Consider the following 16185-nt stretch of genomic DNA (forward strand, 5'->3'; position numbering starts at 1 on the left):
GAGCGCGCAGCTGATCCGGAAGGTGCGCAGAGGTACGAAGAACGCCGCTCAGGAGGAAACGCTTTCATTGCGCTGACACGCCCTGTACGTTGATGCTAGCGGGGGGCCTACGATCGTTCCTGGCAAATCTGTCCCTCGCAGGAGTGTGCTCGGCCATGGAAGAACTGCTGGGAGCCCTGCTCGGTCTCGCGCTCATCGTGGTTGCCGTGCTCGTCGGACGGCTCATGAAGCTGAGGAACGAGAAGAACAAGCTTCAAGGAGCCCGCGATGCTGCCGAGCGGATGAAGGCCGAGCGAGAGCAGGCCCTCTTGGGTCTCCAGGAGCGGCACGACCGCGTCTTCTCGGAGCTCGCTGCACTCCAACAGACGCATGCGACCATGCTCAACCGCTTCCGCGGCATCGTCGATGCCGAAGCCGAGCGACAGCGTGTGCTTACTCAGCTCGAGGCAGATCGGTCACGCTTGCAGAGCGACATCGACCGTAGCACAGCCGAGTGGGGGCACGCCCTTCGGGACGTGCAGGCGCAACATCTCGCCACGGGTACAGAGCTAGAGAAGCTGCGCCTGGCCCACGCTGCCCTCAGCGACGCCCATGCCAGCCTCGCCGCAGCCGAGAGGGAGAAGCGGAGCGCAGTCGATCACCTGGCGTCTCAGCAAGCGCTGTTGCAGAATGATCTTCACGTCATGAGCGAGCGCCTCGGGCGCGTCGCTGCAACGGAGCAGGAGAAGCAGCGTGCCGTCGCTCAGCTCGATGCAGATCGAGCACGCCTCCAGGGCGAGGTCACCCAGGCCAGGGTCCAGTGGGAGCAGAAGCTGCAGGGACTCCAGGGCCAGTTCCAGCAGGGGACGGCTGAGCTAGCGTCGCTCCAGGCAAGCATCGCGAAGCTCCGTGCCGAGCAGCGCGCGCTGGACGAGGAGTCGAACCTCCAGTCCTTCGGCTTCTACCGGCCGCGGTACGATTTCTCATCATCGGAGATCTACCAGGGCAAGCTCGAGCAGATCCGCGACCGTCAGAAGCAGATGCTCAAGGACAAGGCAGCCGCCATCTGCCGTACCGTGTGGACGGTCAACGGAAGCGCCGCGGAAGGGCGGAAGCAGGTCAGTCAAACTCTCAAGCTCATACTGCGTGCCTTCAACGGCGAGTCTGATGCCGCCATCGCGAAGGTGAGCTACAAGAACGTGAACGTGATGGAGTCTCGCATCAAGAAGTCGTGGGAGGTCATCAACGGGCTTGTCGGGGTACAGGCCTGCGAGATTACGAAGGCATACCTCGATCTCAAGCTTCAAGAGCTGTATCTCGCGTACGAGTACCAGGAGAAGGTCCAGGCCGAGAAAGAGGAGCAACGGCGTATCCGTGAGCAGATGCGGGAGGAGGAGATCGCGCAACGGGAGCTCGAAAAGGCGAGGCTAGAGGCGGAGCGAGAGGAGCAGCGCTACGAGGAGGCGCTGCGAAAGGCGCAGGAGGAGGTCGAGAGGGCGGCCGGCGCCAAGCAGCTGAAGCTTCAATCGCAGATCGAGGCGCTGCAGAAGAAGCTCGAAGAAGCGCACGCCAACAAGGAGCGGGCGATCTCTCGAGCGCAGCTGACGCGCTCGGGGCACGTCTATGTGATCTCCAATGTCGGCTCGTTCGGGGAGCACGTTTACAAGATCGGTATGACGCGCCGTCTGGATCCCTTCGATCGGGTGCATGAGCTCGGCGATGCGTCGGTGCCGTTCGAGTTCGATGTTCATGCGATGATCTATTCGGAGGACGCTCCGGCGCTGGAAACCGCCCTGCATCGTGCTTTCCACGAGCGACGGATCAACCTCATCAATGAGAAGAAGGAGTTCTTCCAGGTCGACATTGATGAGATTGCCAAGACAGTTCGGAGAATGCACGGAGAGATCGAGATCACGCGCGTCGCCGAGGCGGAGCAGTACCGCAAGACCGTTGCAATGAGGCAAGAGAGGGAGGCTGCACAGCAGACCTCGACGCGGGTGCGCCTCGCACCCGAGGCGCAGCCGGTCGCAGCCTACGCGCCCGCGTAGCAGCGCAGCGACCCCCACCCCGCGCAACAACCCGATCGAGGTTGGGGTAGCCCGGGCGGGATCGCAGCGGCCGAGGCTCCTCGCGGAGCCGTTCCAGGGGCCGCCATCCGCCATGGCGCCGCCACCCGGCCGGCATCGCGCCTGACCGCGGAAGCCCGTGGTTTCAGCCGTCTGAGCGGCTGGTACGCCCTCTGCCATGGGCGCCGCGCATGGGAGACGCCGACATCACCTTGCGCCACCTCGCCCGACGGCGCCCCGAGGACCTGGTGCGTGCCCTGGTCCCCGAGGGATCCATCGAGGTCCTCGGTTGGCTCGACAGCCAGGTCACGAACATCGAGCGCCGCCTCGACAAGGCCCTTCGCCTTCGGGTCGGCGGCGAGCCGCGGGTGTTACATGTCGAGTTCTGCTTCGCGCTCCGGGGCGACGTGCCGGATCGCATCTTCGAATACCTCGGCTTCCTCTTCGCCGCGCTCCGCCTCGAAGCCCCCGGCGAGCCGGTGCCGCCGATCGAGAGCGTCGCCGTGGTCCTCTCGGGGCGCAGGCGGCGCTTGCCGAAGGCCGCGGAGCGCCGCATCGCCTGGCCGGGGCGGCCGTTCAGCGGCGCGCGCTTCCGGGTCGACGCCGTCTACCAGCGTACGGTCGCCGAGCTGCGGGCGCGCGGCAGCGTGCTCTGGCTGGTGTTCGCCCCGCTTGCACGCAACGCGACCGCGGCGGCGCTGCGGGAGGTGGTCGCGGAGATCCACGCGGGCGCGAGGACCGCGGAGGAGCGGGCCGAGCTCTACACGGCGCTCCTGGTGATGGCGACGATCGATCCCTGGCGGCATAATCTGCTGAAGGAGCTCATCATGATGGTCGAGGACGAGGAAGAGGGGCTGCTCCGTCGCACGCCGATCATCGGGGAGATGATCCTCGAGGCCGAGCGTCGAGGAGAGCAGCGCGGCGTGGAGCGCGGGGAGGAGCGCGGCGAGGAGAAGGCGATCGCCGAGCTGCTCGGCCGCCTCTTCGCGCGGCGGATCGGGCGACGACCGACGGCCGAGGAGGAGCGCTCGATCGTCGAGCGAGCCCGCGCGCTCGGTCCGGGCGAGGTCGAGGACGCCCTGCTCGATCTCGAGGCCGAGGCGCTGGTTCGCTGGCTCGCGGAGCCGATCCGCCCCTCGTGAGCTCCGTGGTACCCTGCCGCGCGACGAGCGCTGAGCCGAGCCGGCGCCTCGCTTCTTCCCGGAGACGCCATGCCTGACGCCACGCCGCCCGTTACCCTGCGCGAGATCACCCGCGATAACCTCGGCGCCATCCTCGAGCTCTCCGTGGCCGAGGGCCAGAAGGGCTTCGTCGCGACCAACGCGGTCTCGCTCGCCCAGGCGCATTTCGCGCCCGAGGCCTGGTACCGCGCCATCTACTGTGGCGACGAGCCCGCCGGCTTCGTCATGCTGGAAGACCAGTCGATGGCGTCCCCGCCGCCGGAGAGGCCCGAGATCGGCGTGTGGCGCTTCATGGTCGACCAGCGCTTCCAGCGGCGCGGCGTCGGCCGGGCGGCGATGCTGCAGGTGATCGAGCACGTGCGGCGCCTCGGGCGCTTCTCGTCGCTGCTGCTGTCGTACGTGCCGGGCCCGGGCAGCCCCGAGGGGTTCTACCGCAGCCTGGGCTTCCGCCCCAACGGTCGCATGGACGGGACGGAGGTGGTCATGGAGCTGCCGCTCGACGGCGCATCGTCGCCGTAGCGCGCCGCCGCGCCGCGAGCGGCGGCGGCGGCGGGATGATGCATGCGAGCGACGCGCGGCCTCCGGCTCAGTACGCGAGCACCTCGCTGCCGGACGAGAGCGCGCACGCGCCGTCCTCGGGATCGCCGCCCGTGCGGAGGATCTCGGACGGCTCCGGTTCGCGGTGGACGCCGGAGAGCTCGATGTCGACCATGCGCAGGATCGCGCGATCGAGCTTGGTCACGTAGTAGCAGGGGATCGTCGGCTCCTTGTGGGCACCGCCGACCCCGGAGTCGTCCGTCAGGAAGAGGTATCGGCCGCCCGTCAATTGCGCGGCTGAGCGCATGGTGATCTCGGTGAGCTCATCCACGCCGCTCGACGCGACGGGATAGACATGCACGCCGAGGTCCTTGAGGGCGCGTATCCCCTCTGCCATGGCGCCCGCGTTGGTGTCGTGGTGGGGCGCGTCCGCCACCCAGAAGGCGAGGCGCGCGGTGTCGTTGCCGGTGCGCCAGGCGAGGTCGGCCGCCTTGGACAGCGCCATGTCGGGCGCCTCGGGGAAGTCGCCGCCGCCGCCGGCCGCCTGCGCGGCGAGCTTCGCCTGGAACTCGTCGGGATCGTCGCGGAAGTCGAACCACCGGACGATGTAGTCGTCCTCGGTGTCTTTATAAACGACGAGCGACCAGCGCTGCGCGGCGTTCGGGTACTTGGCGAAGATGGATTCCGAGAGGGCGATGAACTCCGTCTGGAGATACGTGATCTCGTCGCCCATGCTGCCGGTCGTGTCGATGATGAGCGAGACGTCGAGCGTCTCCTTCGGTCCGGGAGGCGTGGCGTAGAGGCTGTTGGCGGCCTGGTGGTCGGCCTCGGTGAAGGGCAAGAAGCCCGGGAGCTGCTGCGCGTAGAGCGTGCTCCGGTACGAGAGGAAGAAGTCGAAGTTGCGGTTGTCGTCCCAGACGCCCGCGGTGAGCGTGCCAGGCTCGACGCTGCCGCCGCCGGTGCCGCCAGCGCCGCCGCCACCGCCAGCGCCGCCGCCGCCGCCGGTGCCGGTGCCGGGGCCGACGCCAGTGCCGCCGCCGGCGCCGACGCCGGCGCCGGTGCCGCTGGAGCCGCCGGAGAAGTCGCCCCCATCCGACACACCGCCCGCAGCGGCCGAGCCGGAAGCGCCGACGTCAGCGCCGGCGCCGCTGCCCGGGATCTCGCCGTCGCCGCCTTCGTCCGAGCTCGGGTCGCTCGAGCTCGCGCCGCCCGAGCACGCCGCCAGCGCCAGAAGGCTTCCCACCATGAAAGCGAAGCGGAAACGGATGCGCATGGGGTCTCCTTGGCCGCCGGGGCCTCACGTGCCCACGTCGTACGCGGCCGGGCGTGCCAGATTGCATGCTGCGTGCCGAGTTCGAATCGTGCGATTTCCGGCACTTACGCGGCTGTGTGGTGAACGTTCTGTGCCAGGACGCGCCAGCGCGGCACCGGCAACCCGACCCAGGTTGGGGCGACCGACCCAGGTTGGGGCGACCGACCCAGGTTGGGGCGACCGACCCAGGTTGGGGGAACCGACCCAGGTTGGGGCGACCGACCCAGGTTGGGGGAACCGACCCAGGTTGCGCACGGCGAGGTTGCGCACGGCGGAGCGCCCCCCGGAAGACGAGCTCCGCTCAGGCCCCCCGCAGCGCGGCGATCACCGGCGCGGTGTCGGGCCGCACCCCGCGCCACAGGGTGAAGCACTCCGCGCCCTGCTCGACCACCATGCCGAGGCCGTCGGCCGTCTGCCTCACGCCGGCCGCGCGCGCCGCCCGCACGAACGCGGTCGGCTCCTTCTTGTAAGCCATGTCGTACGCCAGCGAGTCCTTGTCCCACACGCCGTCGGGCAGCGGCGGCACCTCGTTGGTCATCGACGAGGCCGATCCGTTGATGACCACGTCGAACCGCCCGACGATATCGGCGAAGCCGCCGCCGGCGAGCCGGGCGGCGCCCGCCTGCGCCCCGAACTCGGCCGCGAGCTCCACCGCCTTGCTGGCGGTGCGGTTGGCGATGAAGATCTCGGCCGGCCGCTCCTCGAAGAGCGGCAGCAAGGTGCCGCGCACCGCGCCCCCCGCGCCGAGCAGCAGCACGCGCGCGCCCATGAGCTCGCGGCCGAGGTTGTGCGTGATGTCGCGCAGGATGCCGACCCCGTCGGTGTTGTCGCCGAGGATGGTGCCGTCGGCCCGGAAGGTGAACATGTTGATCGCCCCGGCCGCACGGCCGCGCGGCGTCAGCTCGTCGGCCAGCGCGAAGGCCTCGAGCTTGAAGGGCATGGTGATGTTCATGCCCTTGCCCCCGCTCCCCTGGAACTCGCGCACGGCGGCGGCGAAGCCGTCCAGCTCGCCGAGGATCGCGCCGTACTCCATGTCCTGCCCGCACTGCTTGGCGAAGGCGGTCTGCAGCGCCGGCGACTTGGCCTGGGCGATCGGGTTACCGATGATGGCATAGCGGTCGGTCATGGTCGTCTCCACGCCTCAGCAACGCGAGCAACGCGCGGGCCACACGCAGCCTCGCCAGCGCGCGCCGCAGATCTACGACAGCGCCGCGCCTCTCGCCAAGCGCGCGCGGCGGTGCCCCTCCGTCCAGCGCCGCGCCCTTCGCCGTCACGCGCGCCTGTACACAGCGTCAACCCGAGGTTGACGCCGCGAGCGATCGCCGCCGCCCGAGCGCGCGCCGACGTGAGCCTCGCCCCGCCTCGCGCCGCAGCGCCTCGCGCGGCTCGAGCTCCGTCGCTCGCGGGCCGCGCCGGGCGCTGATAGCCTCGCGCGCCATGCCGAGCCACGGGACCGCGCGCACGCACCACCGCACCTGCAACATCTGCGAGGCGATGTGCGGGATCGACATCGAGGTCGACGGCGACCGGATCACCTCGATCCGCGGCGACGAGCGCGACCCGTTCAGCCGAGGGTACATCTGCCCGAAGGCGCTCGCGCTCCAGGACCTCCACGAGGACGCGGATCGCCTCCGGGCTCCGGTCCGGCGCACCGCCTCCGGCTTCCAGCGCATCTCGTGGGACGACGCCCTCGACGAGGTCGCCGGGCGGCTCCGCGACGTCCAGCGGCGCCACGGCAGGGACGCCGTCGCTGTCTACCTGGGCAATCCAAGGACGCACAACTACGCGTCGCTCCTCTACCTCACCCCGTTCCTGGAGGCGTTGCGGACGCGGAGCTGCTTCTCCTCCAACTCGGTCGATCAGCTGCCGCACCACCTCGTCTCGACCCTGCTCTTCGGGCACCAGATGCTCGTCCCCGTGCCCGACATCGACCGCACCTCGTTCCTGCTCATCGTCGGGGCCAACCCGGTCGTCTCGAACGGCAGCCTCATGTCGGCGCCCGGCATGCCGCGGCGGCTCAAGGCGATCCGCGCGCGAGGCGGCACGATCGTCGTCGTCGACCCGCGGCGCACCGAGACCGCCGAGATCGCCGATCGCCACCACTTCATCCGCCCCGGGACCGACGTCTTCCTGATGCTCGGGCTGCTCTCGACCCTCTTCGCCGAGCGCCTCGTCGCGCCGGGCCGGCTCGGCGATTTCATGAACGGCGTCGCCGACATCGAGCGGCTCGTCCGCGACTTCACGCCCGAGCGCGTCGCCCCGAAGGTCGGCATCCCCGCGGCGCAGATCCGCGAGCTCGCGCGCGCCTTCGCCGCGGCGCGCCCGGCCGTCTGCTACGGCCGGATCGGCGCCTGCCTCCAGGAGTTCGGCGCGCTCACCACGTGGCTCATCGCGGTGCTCAACCTCGTCACCGGCAACCTCGATCGCCCCGGCGGGGCGATGTTCGCCCGGCCGGCCGTCGACGTCGTCGCGATCCAGGACCTGCTCGGCCAGCGCGGCGAGTTCGGCCGGAGCCGCAGCCGCGTGCGGCAGCTGCCCGCGTTCGCCGGGGAGTACCCCGCCGCCGCGCTCGCCGAGGAGATCCTCACGGAGGGCCCGGGGCAGGTCCGCGCGCTCCTCACGATGGCGGGCAACCCGGTGCTGTCGACGCCGAACGGCCGGACGCTGGATCGAGCGCTGGCCGGGCTCGATTTCATGGCCAGCATCGACTTCTACATCAACGAGACGACCCGGCACGCCCGCGTGATCCTGCCGCCGACCGGCCCCCTGGAGCGCGATCACTACGACCTCGCGTTCCACGCGTTCGCGGTCCGGAACACCGCCAAGTACGCCCCCGCGCTGTTCGCCCCGGCGGACGACGCGCGCCACGACTGGCAGATCCTCGTCGAGCTCGGGGCGCGCCTCGCGGCGCCCGGGCCCGCGGCGCCGCTCGCCGGCCGCGCGGCGCGCCTCCTGTCGCGGGTGCTCCCGCCGACGCGGCTGCTCGACGCCGCCCTCCGCTTCGGGCCTTACGGCGCCGGCGTGCGCCCGCTGTCGGGCGGCCTCTCGCTGCGCAGGCTCGAGCGCGAGGCGCACGGCGTGGATCTCGGGCCGCTCGTGCCGTGCCTGCCCGAGCGGCTGTTCACGCCGTCCGGGCGCATCGAGCTCGCGCCGGAGGTCCTCGTCGCCGATCTCGAGCGGGCGCGCGCGGCGCTCGACCGCGAGGAGCGCGGGGGGCCCGGCCACGAGGAGCGCGGGGCGGGGGAGGCGGGCGAGCCGGGGCAGCGGGGCGAGGCGGGGTACGACCTCCAGCTCATCGGGAGGCGCCAGCTCCGGAGCAACAACTCGTGGCTGCACAACAGCCGTCGCCTGGTGAAGGGCAGGAACCGGTGCACGCTGCTCATGCACCCGGAGGACGCCGCCCGCCGCGGCATCGCGGCGGGGCAGCGGGTCCGGGTGCGCTCGCGGGTCGGGAGCATCGACCTCGAGGTCGAGCTGACCGACGAGGTGATGCCCGGCGTCGTCAGCGCCCCGCACGGCTGGGGCCACGGCCGCGACGGCGTCCGGCTCGAGACGGCGCGGCGGCACGCCGGCGAGAGCGTCAACGATCTCACGGACGACCTCGCGATCGACGCGCTCTCGGGCACCGCCGCGCTGAACGGCGTCCCGGTCCGCGTCGAGCCGGCCGCGGCCCCGCCGGCGTAGCCCGGCCGCCCCCGTCGATCGGCCGACGCAGAGCGCGCCGCCTCCGCCGCGGCCGTCGCCCCTCAGCCGATCGCCTCGGCCGTGAGCAGCCGCGTCCGCCGGCCCGACGCGAGCGTGAGGTGCTGCCCCCAGCTCGTCTGGTGCGGGACCTCCCCGTCCACGATCTCGCTCGCCCGGATCTCGAACCCCGCGGCGCGGTAGGCGGGGCGCAGCGCGTCGTCGATCCACGCGTCCGAGAGCTCGGGGAGGCCGAGCCGGGCCGCGTAGGGCCGGTCGTCGAAGACGCTCTGGTTGAGCAGCGCGATGAGCTCCCCGCCCGGCCGGACGAGCCGGCGCAGCGCCTCGAGCACGGGCGCCTCCGGGAGCACCAGGGCCGAGAGCAGCGACGCCCACGGGAAGTTCAGGGTCAGGGTGTGGGCGAGCCCGGCGAGCTCCTCGGGCAGCGCCTGCACCGACGCGACCACGAAGAGCGCGTTCGGCCGGCCGCCGCGGGCGGGCTTGCGGCTGGCGCGCCACGACACCTCGCGCATCCGCTCGCCCGCGGGGTCCACGCCGATGCAGTACGTGTCCGGGTGGGCGCCGGCCGAGCGGTACACGAAGCGCCCGTCGCCCGTGCCGACGTCGATGAGCACGCGCGCGTAGCCGGCGAGCTTCGCCTCGAGGTCCGCGCGCGTCCACGTGACGGACGCCTTGCCGAGCTGCACGATCATCGCCGCCTCGAGGCCGCCCTCCCGGCCGCCCGCTCAGCGCGGGGCGCCGCCGCTCCCCGCGCGGGCGCTCTGGGGCGCGCTCGCCGCCGCGAGCTCCCGGCAGCCGATCGCCCGCGCGAGGTCGTCGATCGCCTCGCGCAGCATCCGCACCAGCATCGGCAGCCGCGGCGCCGCGCCGTCCGGGGCCCGCTGGAGCGCCGCGAGCCGCGCCTCGGCGGCGGCGAGGAGGTCCCGATCGACGCGGTACGACGGGAACAGGTGGGTGAAATACGCGGACGCGAGCTCGTGCGTCCGCGTCTCGAAGACCTGCTGCACCCGCTCGAAGAACCCCTGCGCGTACGGCTCGAGCAGCGCGCGCTGGAACGACCAGTTGAAGCCGGACATGGCCGCGCTCGTCAGGTGCAGCGAGCCGTACCCGCCCTCGTGGAAGCGCTCCCACGCCGCGGCCTTCGCCGCCGGATCCGGGCGCGCCGTCTCGGCGCGCAGCGCCGCGCGCTGGCCGCGATCGGAGGGGTCGCGCTCGCGCTCGGCGGCGAGCCGCGCGTCCGCGCCGGCCATGCCGCGCGCGATCCACTTCACGGCGACCGTCCAGCGCATCTCCTGGTCGATCTCGAGCCCCTCCACCTCGATCTCGCCGTCGACGAGGCGCGCGGCCAGGGCGAGATCCGGCGCGGCGTAGGCCGCGTTGAGGAGCGCCCGCGCCCACACGATCTGCGCGTCGCCGCGGGGGGCCGCCCGGAGCGCCTCGAGGGCGAGGCCGGTGAACGCGCTCGCCTCGACCTCGCGCATCGGGTCGGGCACGTAGCGCGCGAGGGCCGTCACCGCGTTCGAGAGCACGGGCTCGACGAGCGAGAGGTCGGGCTCGACGGGCAGCTTGTCCCGCACCAGCGCGAGGTACGCGGGGGAGGCGAGCTTCTGGTCGCGCACCATGCTCCAGAGCGACGACCAGAGCAGCTGGCGCAGCAGCGGATCCTCGACGCGGCCCATGTGCTCGCGCACGAACGCGAGCGAGCCCGGGTCGAGCGCGATCTTGGCGAACGTGAGGTCGTTGTGGTTCGGGAACACGAAGAGCGGCGCGCGCTGCCCCCGCGCCGCGGCGACCTCGGTGGCCGCGCCGTCGATCTCGGCGGGCACCGCGTCGACCACGAGCGCGCCGCCCTCCTCGCGCGCGAGCGCCACGTCGATGCGGTGCGGCCGGAGGGTCGGGTAGTCCTCGGGGGCCGTCTGCAGCACGCGGAGCCGGCCGATGCGGTCGCCGTCGGGCTCCCACTCGGCGGTCAGCGTGTTGAGCGACGCCTGCTCCAGCCAGACGCGCGACCAGGCGCCGAGGTCGCGGGCGGAGCCCTCCTCGAGCGCGGACAGGAACTCGCGCAGGGTCGCGTTGCCGTACTGGTAGCGCTTGAAGTACCGGCGCATCCCGTCGCGGAAGGCGGGCAGGCCGATCGCCGCGACGAGCTGCTTCATCGCGGCCGCGCCCTTGCCGTAGGTGATGCCGTCGAAGTTCATGAACGTGTGCTCGGTGTCCGCGAGCTCCCCGGCGATGGGGTGCGTCGTCACGAGCTGGTCTTGCCGGTAGGCCCAGCTCTTCATGACGTTGAACGCCTTCCACACGGCCGGCTGGAACCGGGTCGCCTGCTCCATGGCGAGGAAGGCCATGTACGTGGCGAAGCTCTCGTTGAGCCAGAGATCGTTCCACCACCGCATGGTCACGAGGTTGCCGAACCACATGTGGGCCATCTCGTGGAGGAACACCTCCGCGCGCGTGAGGCGCTGGTGGTCGGTCGGCGGGTCGCGGAAGATCATCCGCTCGCTGTGGGTCACGGCGCCGGCGTTCTCCATGGCGCCGGCGTTGAACTCCGGGACGAAGACCTGGTCGTACTTGGTGAAGGGGTACGGGTAGTCGAAGAACTCGGGGTAGAAGTCGAAGCCCTGCTTGGTGATCGTGAAGAGCTCGTCCGGGTCGAGGTGCTTCTCGAGCGATCTGCGGCAGTAGAGCCCGAGCGGGATGCCGCGGTGCTCGTCGCGGACGCCGCTGTAGGGGCCGGCGATCAGCGCGAAGATGTAGGTGCTGAAGCGGGTCGTCTCCTCGAACACGCGCGTCGAGCGCCCGAGGCCGGCGCCGATGGTGCGGCGGATGCGGGCGTTGCCGATGACCTCCCAGTCCTCGGGCGCGGTGACGGAGAGGCGGTAGCTCGCCTTGATGTCCGGCTGGTCGAAGCAGGGGAACAGGCGGTGGGCGCTGAACGGCTCGAGGTCCGAGTAGAGGTAGTCCTCGCCGTCCTCCGGGTCGCGGAAGTGGTGGAAGCCGTCGCCGGTATGGTCGTAGTCGTTCTCGTAGACGACGCGCACGCGCGTCTCCGGGTCGAGCAGCTTCCCCGGGAGGCGGATGCGGCAGTCGGACCACTCGGGCTCGACCGGGACGCCGTTGATCTCGAGGCGCTCGATGCGCCGGCCGCGGAAGTCGATGAAGGTGTCGCCGCTGCCGCGGACGTCGAAGTAGGCGATCGCCTCGCCGCGGTAGCCGCTGTCGCCGCGCGACAGGTCGAGGGAGAGCTCGTAGCGCGCGTTGCCGATGCGCGCGGCGCGCTCCTCGGCCTCCTTCTGGGTGAGCACGTCCCGTCCAGGGCCGCCGGTCTTTTCCGTCATGACGTGCACACCCTAGGACGAACCCCCGGAGGGTGGCCAGCGATCTGGCGCGGTCGCGCGCGCCGCCCCGCCGCGAGGCGCGGGGGGAGGCCGCCGGGCGGTCGGTGGAGGGACGGGGCGAGGGAACCGACCCAGGTTGGGGAACCGACCCAGGTTGGGGAGCCGAAGCCGACGCCGCGGGCGGCCTCCGGACGGAGCAGCGCGCCCTGGTTCTGTGCCAGAACGGCGTTGCTCTGTGCCAGGGGAGGGGGGTCCGGCACCGGCACAAACGCAATGCATTGCGACACACCGGGGTCCGGACCCCTCGAGAACGCTCGGCGGAGCGATTTTTAGGGCAAGATTGTGCCAGAAAACACGTTTTCGAGGGTTTTCTGTGCCAACAGCCCCGCGTACCCCCTTCTTTTTGTGCCAGAAGAGGGGTCCGGACCCCTTCGGACCGCAATGCAGAGCGCTGGCGGGGGTGCCGGACCCCTCCCGGGACGCAGTGCAGAGCACGCGCGGAGGTGCCGGACTCCCTCCGGGTGCAAGGCGGCGCGAGTGGGGGAGCGCGGCGCTTGCTCGGCGCGGTCCTGGAACGTCCCGACGGTCCGAGCCCGAGCGCCTACCAGGCGGGGCGCGTGCCGTGGTAGCGCGTGCGCGGGCTCGCTATGCTCGGACCATGGAGCGCGCGCCGGTATCCTGGGTCATCGACCCCCACGATCCGCGGGCCCCGCCGCAGGAGATCTGGGACCGGATGACCCCGGAGGAGCGGCAGCGCGTCGTCGATGCGCTCCCGTCGGAGCTCGAGATCTCCGAGGCGAGCCCGCCCGAGGGCGACTTCCACTTCAACGCGAAGCTGGCGGCCCGGGACACGCTGGGCGGACACTTCCAGAGCATCGGCAAGCGCGTGTACCTCGCGTGCGAGCTGCCGGTCTACTACCCGGCAGGGCGCATGGTCGCGCCGGATCTCATCGCGGTGCGCGACGTCGAGGTGATGGAACGCGTCTGCTGGTCCGTGAGCGCGGAGGGCAAGGGGGTCGACCTGGCGATGGAGATCCTCTGGAACGAGAGGAGCAACGAGGAGCTCGAGAACCTCGCCGCCCGCTACGCGTCGCTCGGGATCCCCGAGTACTTCGTCTTCGACCGCCGGCGCCGCCGGCTGCGCGGCTTCCGGCTCGCCCAGGGCAGCGCGCGCTACGAGCCGATCGCCCGGAAGGGGGGCCTGCTCGCGAGCGCCGTGCTCGATCTGGACCTGGGCCTGGAGGGCGACCGGCTATGCTTCTACCATGCGCTGGCCCGGCTCCCGGAGCCGCGCGAGGTGCTCGCCAGGCTCGGCGCGATGGTGAACGACCTGATGGCGCGCCGTGAAGAGGCCGAGCAGCGGCTCGATGACGCCGAGGAGCGGCTCGACGAGGAGCGACGGCGCGCCGACGAGGAGCGACGGCGCGCCGACGAGGAGCGGCAGCGCGCCGACGAGGAGCGGCAGCGCGCCGACGCGGCCGAGCGGCGGCTGGCCGAGGCCCTCGCCGAGCTCACGCGCCTCAAGCGCGAGCGCCGCTGAGCGCCCGCCGGAGGCGCGCGCGACCTCCCTGGCCCCGGCCGAGCTCGGCTCACCGCCCCGGCGGGCTGCGCCGCCACGCGAGCGTGACGGCGATCCCCGCGAGCGCGAAGGCCGCCTGGAGCAGGTGCACGAGCAGCGAGATCGCGATGGCGGAGCTCGCGGTGAGCCCGAGCAGCGGGGCGGCGAGCGTGAAGGCGCCGTCGGTGGCGCCGATCTGACCCGGGATGAGGTCGCCCGCCGCCGTGCCCGCCGCGCCCACGCCGTACGCGGCGAGCGCGCGGAGCGGGCCGCTCTCGGCGCCGACGGCGGCGAGGAGCACGGCGTACTGCGCCGCCTGGAGCGCGCGGCCCGCGACGCAGGCGGCGAACGGCCACGCCGGGACGGGCGCGCGCTCGCGGACCGCCTCCTGGAAGGCGGCGGTGAGCTGGCCGGCGCGGGCGAACCGCCGGGTGATCCACGCCGAGGCGGCGCGCTGCCGCGCCGCGAAGGCGACGCCGAGGCCGCTCGCGACCAGGAGCGCGGCGTGCGCGAGCACGCCGAGCGCGAACGGGGAGGCGCCGCCGCCGATCCGGAAGAGCGCCGCGGCCGCGAGGAGCGACAGCGGCGCCGCGCCCAGGAGCGCGAGCGACTGGTTCGCCGCGGCGATCGCCGCCGCGCGCGGGGCGCCCACGTAGGGGGAGAGCAGCGCGGCCTTGACCGCCTCGCCCGCGGCGCGGCCGGCCGGCATCAGCGCCATGACGGGGTAGGTGACCGCGTGGATGCGAAGGAGCTCGGCGGTCGGCACGCGCCGCGGGGCGCAGAGCAGGCCGGTCGCGAGCGCCTCGCAGCCGATGCGCGCCGCCTCCAGCGCGACCAGGAACGGCAAGAACGGCGCGGCGCGGATCACCGCGGCGAGCATCTCCGCCGCGCCGACATGGCGGATGAGCGCGGCCAGGGCGGCCAGACCGAAGGCCGCGAGCGCCGCGTGGAGCAGCGCCCTCCACCGCGCGCGGCGGGCGGCGGGCGCGTTCAGGGCGGCGGGCGGAGCGACCGGGACGAGCGCCCCGCCGACCGGCGCGGGCCCGGGCTCGCCGCCGGAGCATTCCTCTGCCGCTCGGGCCGGAGGCAAGGGAGCCATGCGGAGAGGGGCTGCGAGGCGCATGCCGGCGCCATGTGGGCGCGGCGTGCGCATGCGTCGGTGAGCTGCCTCGCGAGCGCAGGCGCCCTGAGCAGGCAACGCGCGCACGCGGCGGTGAGCTGCCTTGCGGAGCGCAGGCGCCCTGAGCGAGCAGCGCGCGCTCGCGGCGGCGGGACGCCCCGGGAGCGCCGGCGAGCCGATCGGCGAGACGGTCAGCCCCGGATCCGGACGGGCTGCCGTGAGGGCTCGCTGGCGCCCGCGCCCGTGACCCCGGCGCTCACGCCGGATCGAGCGGCGCGTGGAGGCGCGCGCCCGGCACCACGATGCCCCCGCGGTCGCCGGGGGTGAGCGAGCCGAAGCGCTCGCGGAACACCGGCGGCAGCGGCCTCGCCCCGGGCGGAGCGAGCCAGAGGCGCAGCAGGTGCCGCTTGCGATCCGGCTCCGGCCAGTCCTCGAACGCCGTGCGATCGTGCAGCAGCGTGTGGTTGTGCACGAGCTGGATGTCGCCCGGGCGGAGCTCCATGGTCATGTGGAGCGCCGGGTCGTTGGCGAGCGCGTCGAACAGGTCGAGCGCCTCGACCTGACGCGCCGTGAGCGGCGGGACGTCGGGGAAGCGGCGCGCCGACTCGATGTACTGTCGCTGGTAGATCGCGGACAGGAGCCCAGCGTGCCAGTTGAGCACGGGGATGCGGAAATACGGCCTCTCGCCCGCCGGCACCTCGCCGCGGCGATCGGTCTCGATCGGCGCGAACAGCGCCTCCACGAGGTCAGGGCGCGCGCGCCGCATCTCGTTGTACAGCGTGACCGAGCTGACCAGCGCCGAGAGCCCGCCCGCTCGCGCGGTCCGCAGGCAGAGCAGCGCGACGACGTCGCTCGAGTCGGTGTGGAACGTCTGCCGCTCGCGCGTCTGGTAGACGCGCACGCTCGGGTCCTGGCTCGACAGGCCGAGGTCCTTGACGTGACCGAGGACGTGCCCGCGCGCGTTCTGCGAGCGCGCGCTCCCGAGGTGGCTGCCGATGCCGAGGAACGCGATCGCGGCCGCGCGCAGGTCGTCGCGGCCGCCGCCGTCGAGCCAGCGGCCGCGCAGCCCGCGGAGCAGGGCGAAGCCGCGGCCGTCGAGCACCTCGGCGAGCACGCGGCGGAGGCGCGCGGCCAGCGTCGGCAGCGGGAAGCCCTCGGCGCGGATCTGCGCCGGATCGGCGCCCGTCTCGCCGAAGCGGCGGACGGCGGCCTCGACCTCCTCGACCTCCGCGGGCGTGAGGTGCTCGATCCAGCCGTCGCCCCGCGCCATCGCGGGGCCGTACCAGGCCGCGGGGCCGGCGATGTGCGCCGGGATCCGAGAGAGGTCGGCGCTCGGTAGGGTCTCTTCGGAGCTCATCGTGTGCCCTCGGGTCGCGGCGCGGAGGGCGCTCG

At 72.6% G+C, this 16185-nt stretch carries 11 protein-coding genes; 5 read left to right on the forward strand and 6 right to left on the reverse strand.

Going from position 1 to position 16185, the window contains the following annotated elements:
* The first annotated feature begins 155 nt into the window (after positions 1 to 155).
* From WMF33_RS13340 to WMF33_RS13350, 3 genes are all read left to right on the forward strand, one after another.
* Positions 156 to 2027, forward strand: a complete 1872-nt coding sequence (locus WMF33_RS13340) for a DUF4041 domain-containing protein (RefSeq protein ID WP_437337489.1) — start codon at positions 156 to 158, stop codon at positions 2025 to 2027.
* A gap of 209 nt (positions 2028 to 2236) precedes the next feature.
* Positions 2237 to 3187, forward strand: a complete 951-nt coding sequence (locus WMF33_RS13345; RefSeq protein ID WP_437337490.1) for a hypothetical protein — start codon at positions 2237 to 2239, stop codon at positions 3185 to 3187.
* Positions 3188 to 3256: 69 nt separating this feature from the next.
* Positions 3257 to 3745, forward strand: a complete 489-nt coding sequence (locus tag WMF33_RS13350) for an N-acetyltransferase family protein (protein WP_437337491.1) — start codon at positions 3257 to 3259, stop codon at positions 3743 to 3745.
* Between the two features lie 67 nt (positions 3746 to 3812).
* Here the strand turns inward: WMF33_RS13350 and WMF33_RS13355 are convergent, their stop codons facing one another.
* Both WMF33_RS13355 and aroE read right to left on the reverse strand, forming a co-directional pair.
* On the reverse strand, positions 3813 to 5036 hold the full coding sequence (locus WMF33_RS13355) for a vWA domain-containing protein (protein ID WP_437337492.1): 1224 nt from the start codon (positions 5034 to 5036) through the stop codon (positions 3813 to 3815).
* Between the two features lie 340 nt (positions 5037 to 5376).
* Positions 5377 to 6201, reverse strand: a complete 825-nt coding sequence (gene aroE, locus WMF33_RS13360) for a shikimate dehydrogenase (RefSeq protein ID WP_437337493.1) — start codon at positions 6199 to 6201, stop codon at positions 5377 to 5379.
* Positions 6202 to 6512: 311 nt separating this feature from the next.
* Between aroE and WMF33_RS13365 the strand changes: the two genes are divergently transcribed.
* Entirely contained in the window at positions 6513 to 8759 is a 2247-nt protein-coding gene (locus tag WMF33_RS13365) for a molybdopterin oxidoreductase family protein (protein ID WP_437337494.1), read from the forward strand.
* Between the two features lie 62 nt (positions 8760 to 8821).
* On the opposite strand, the gene WMF33_RS13370 is transcribed toward WMF33_RS13365, so the two are convergent.
* Positions 8822 to 9469 (reverse strand): class I SAM-dependent methyltransferase, encoded by a 648-nt coding sequence (locus tag WMF33_RS13370; RefSeq protein ID WP_437337495.1) that lies wholly within the window; start codon positions 9467 to 9469, stop codon positions 8822 to 8824.
* Positions 9470 to 9502: 33 nt separating this feature from the next.
* Positions 9503 to 12115: an aminopeptidase N gene (gene pepN, locus WMF33_RS13375; RefSeq protein ID WP_437337496.1), complete on the reverse strand. Its 2613-nt coding sequence runs from the start codon at positions 12113 to 12115 to the stop codon at positions 9503 to 9505.
* 658 nt (positions 12116 to 12773) lie between these two features.
* On the opposite strand from pepN, the gene WMF33_RS13380 reads away from it, so the two are divergent.
* Entirely contained in the window at positions 12774 to 13655 is an 882-nt protein-coding gene (locus WMF33_RS13380) for a Uma2 family endonuclease (protein ID WP_437337497.1), read from the forward strand.
* A gap of 49 nt (positions 13656 to 13704) precedes the next feature.
* Here the strand turns inward: WMF33_RS13380 and WMF33_RS13385 are convergent, their stop codons facing one another.
* Positions 13705 to 14772 carry a lysylphosphatidylglycerol synthase domain-containing protein gene (locus WMF33_RS13385; RefSeq protein ID WP_437337498.1) on the reverse strand — a complete coding sequence of 356 codons (1068 nt, stop codon included), beginning with the start codon at positions 14770 to 14772 and terminating at the stop codon, positions 13705 to 13707.
* Positions 14773 to 15049: 277 nt separating this feature from the next.
* Entirely contained in the window at positions 15050 to 16150 is a 1101-nt protein-coding gene (locus tag WMF33_RS13390; RefSeq protein WP_437337499.1) for a TauD/TfdA family dioxygenase, read from the reverse strand.
* Positions 16151 to 16185 lie beyond the last annotated feature (35 nt).

It is taken from the genome of Sorangium sp. So ce394, from assembly GCF_051474665.1.
Classification (GTDB): Bacteria; Myxococcota_A; Polyangia; order Polyangiales; family Polyangiaceae; genus Sorangium; species Sorangium cellulosum_D.

Bases quoted from the DNA above. Each gene is read 5' to 3' on its own strand.
- WMF33_RS13370 (WP_437337495.1), bottom strand. From the start codon at position 9,469: ATGATCGTGCAGCTCGGCAAGGCGTCCGTCACGTGGACGCGCGCGGAC.
- WMF33_RS13385 (WP_437337498.1), bottom strand. From the start codon at position 14,772: ATGGCTCCCTTGCCTCCGGCCCGAGCGGCAGAGGAATGCTCCGGCGGC.
- WMF33_RS13390 (WP_437337499.1), bottom strand. From the start codon at position 16,150: ATGAGCTCCGAAGAGACCCTACCGAGCGCCGACCTCTCTCGGATCCCG.
- aroE (WP_437337493.1), bottom strand. From the start codon at position 6,201: ATGACCGACCGCTATGCCATCATCGGTAACCCGATCGCCCAGGCCAAG.
- WMF33_RS13365 (WP_437337494.1), top strand. From the start codon at position 6,513: ATGCCGAGCCACGGGACCGCGCGCACGCACCACCGCACCTGCAACATC.
- WMF33_RS13355 (WP_437337492.1), bottom strand. From the start codon at position 5,036: ATGCGCATCCGTTTCCGCTTCGCTTTCATGGTGGGAAGCCTTCTGGCG.
- pepN (WP_437337496.1), bottom strand. From the start codon at position 12,115: ATGACGGAAAAGACCGGCGGCCCTGGACGGGACGTGCTCACCCAGAAG.
- WMF33_RS13350 (WP_437337491.1), top strand. From the start codon at position 3,257: ATGCCTGACGCCACGCCGCCCGTTACCCTGCGCGAGATCACCCGCGAT.
- WMF33_RS13340 (WP_437337489.1), top strand. From the start codon at position 156: ATGGAAGAACTGCTGGGAGCCCTGCTCGGTCTCGCGCTCATCGTGGTT.
- WMF33_RS13345 (WP_437337490.1), top strand. From the start codon at position 2,237: ATGGGAGACGCCGACATCACCTTGCGCCACCTCGCCCGACGGCGCCCC.
- WMF33_RS13380 (WP_437337497.1), top strand. From the start codon at position 12,774: ATGGAGCGCGCGCCGGTATCCTGGGTCATCGACCCCCACGATCCGCGG.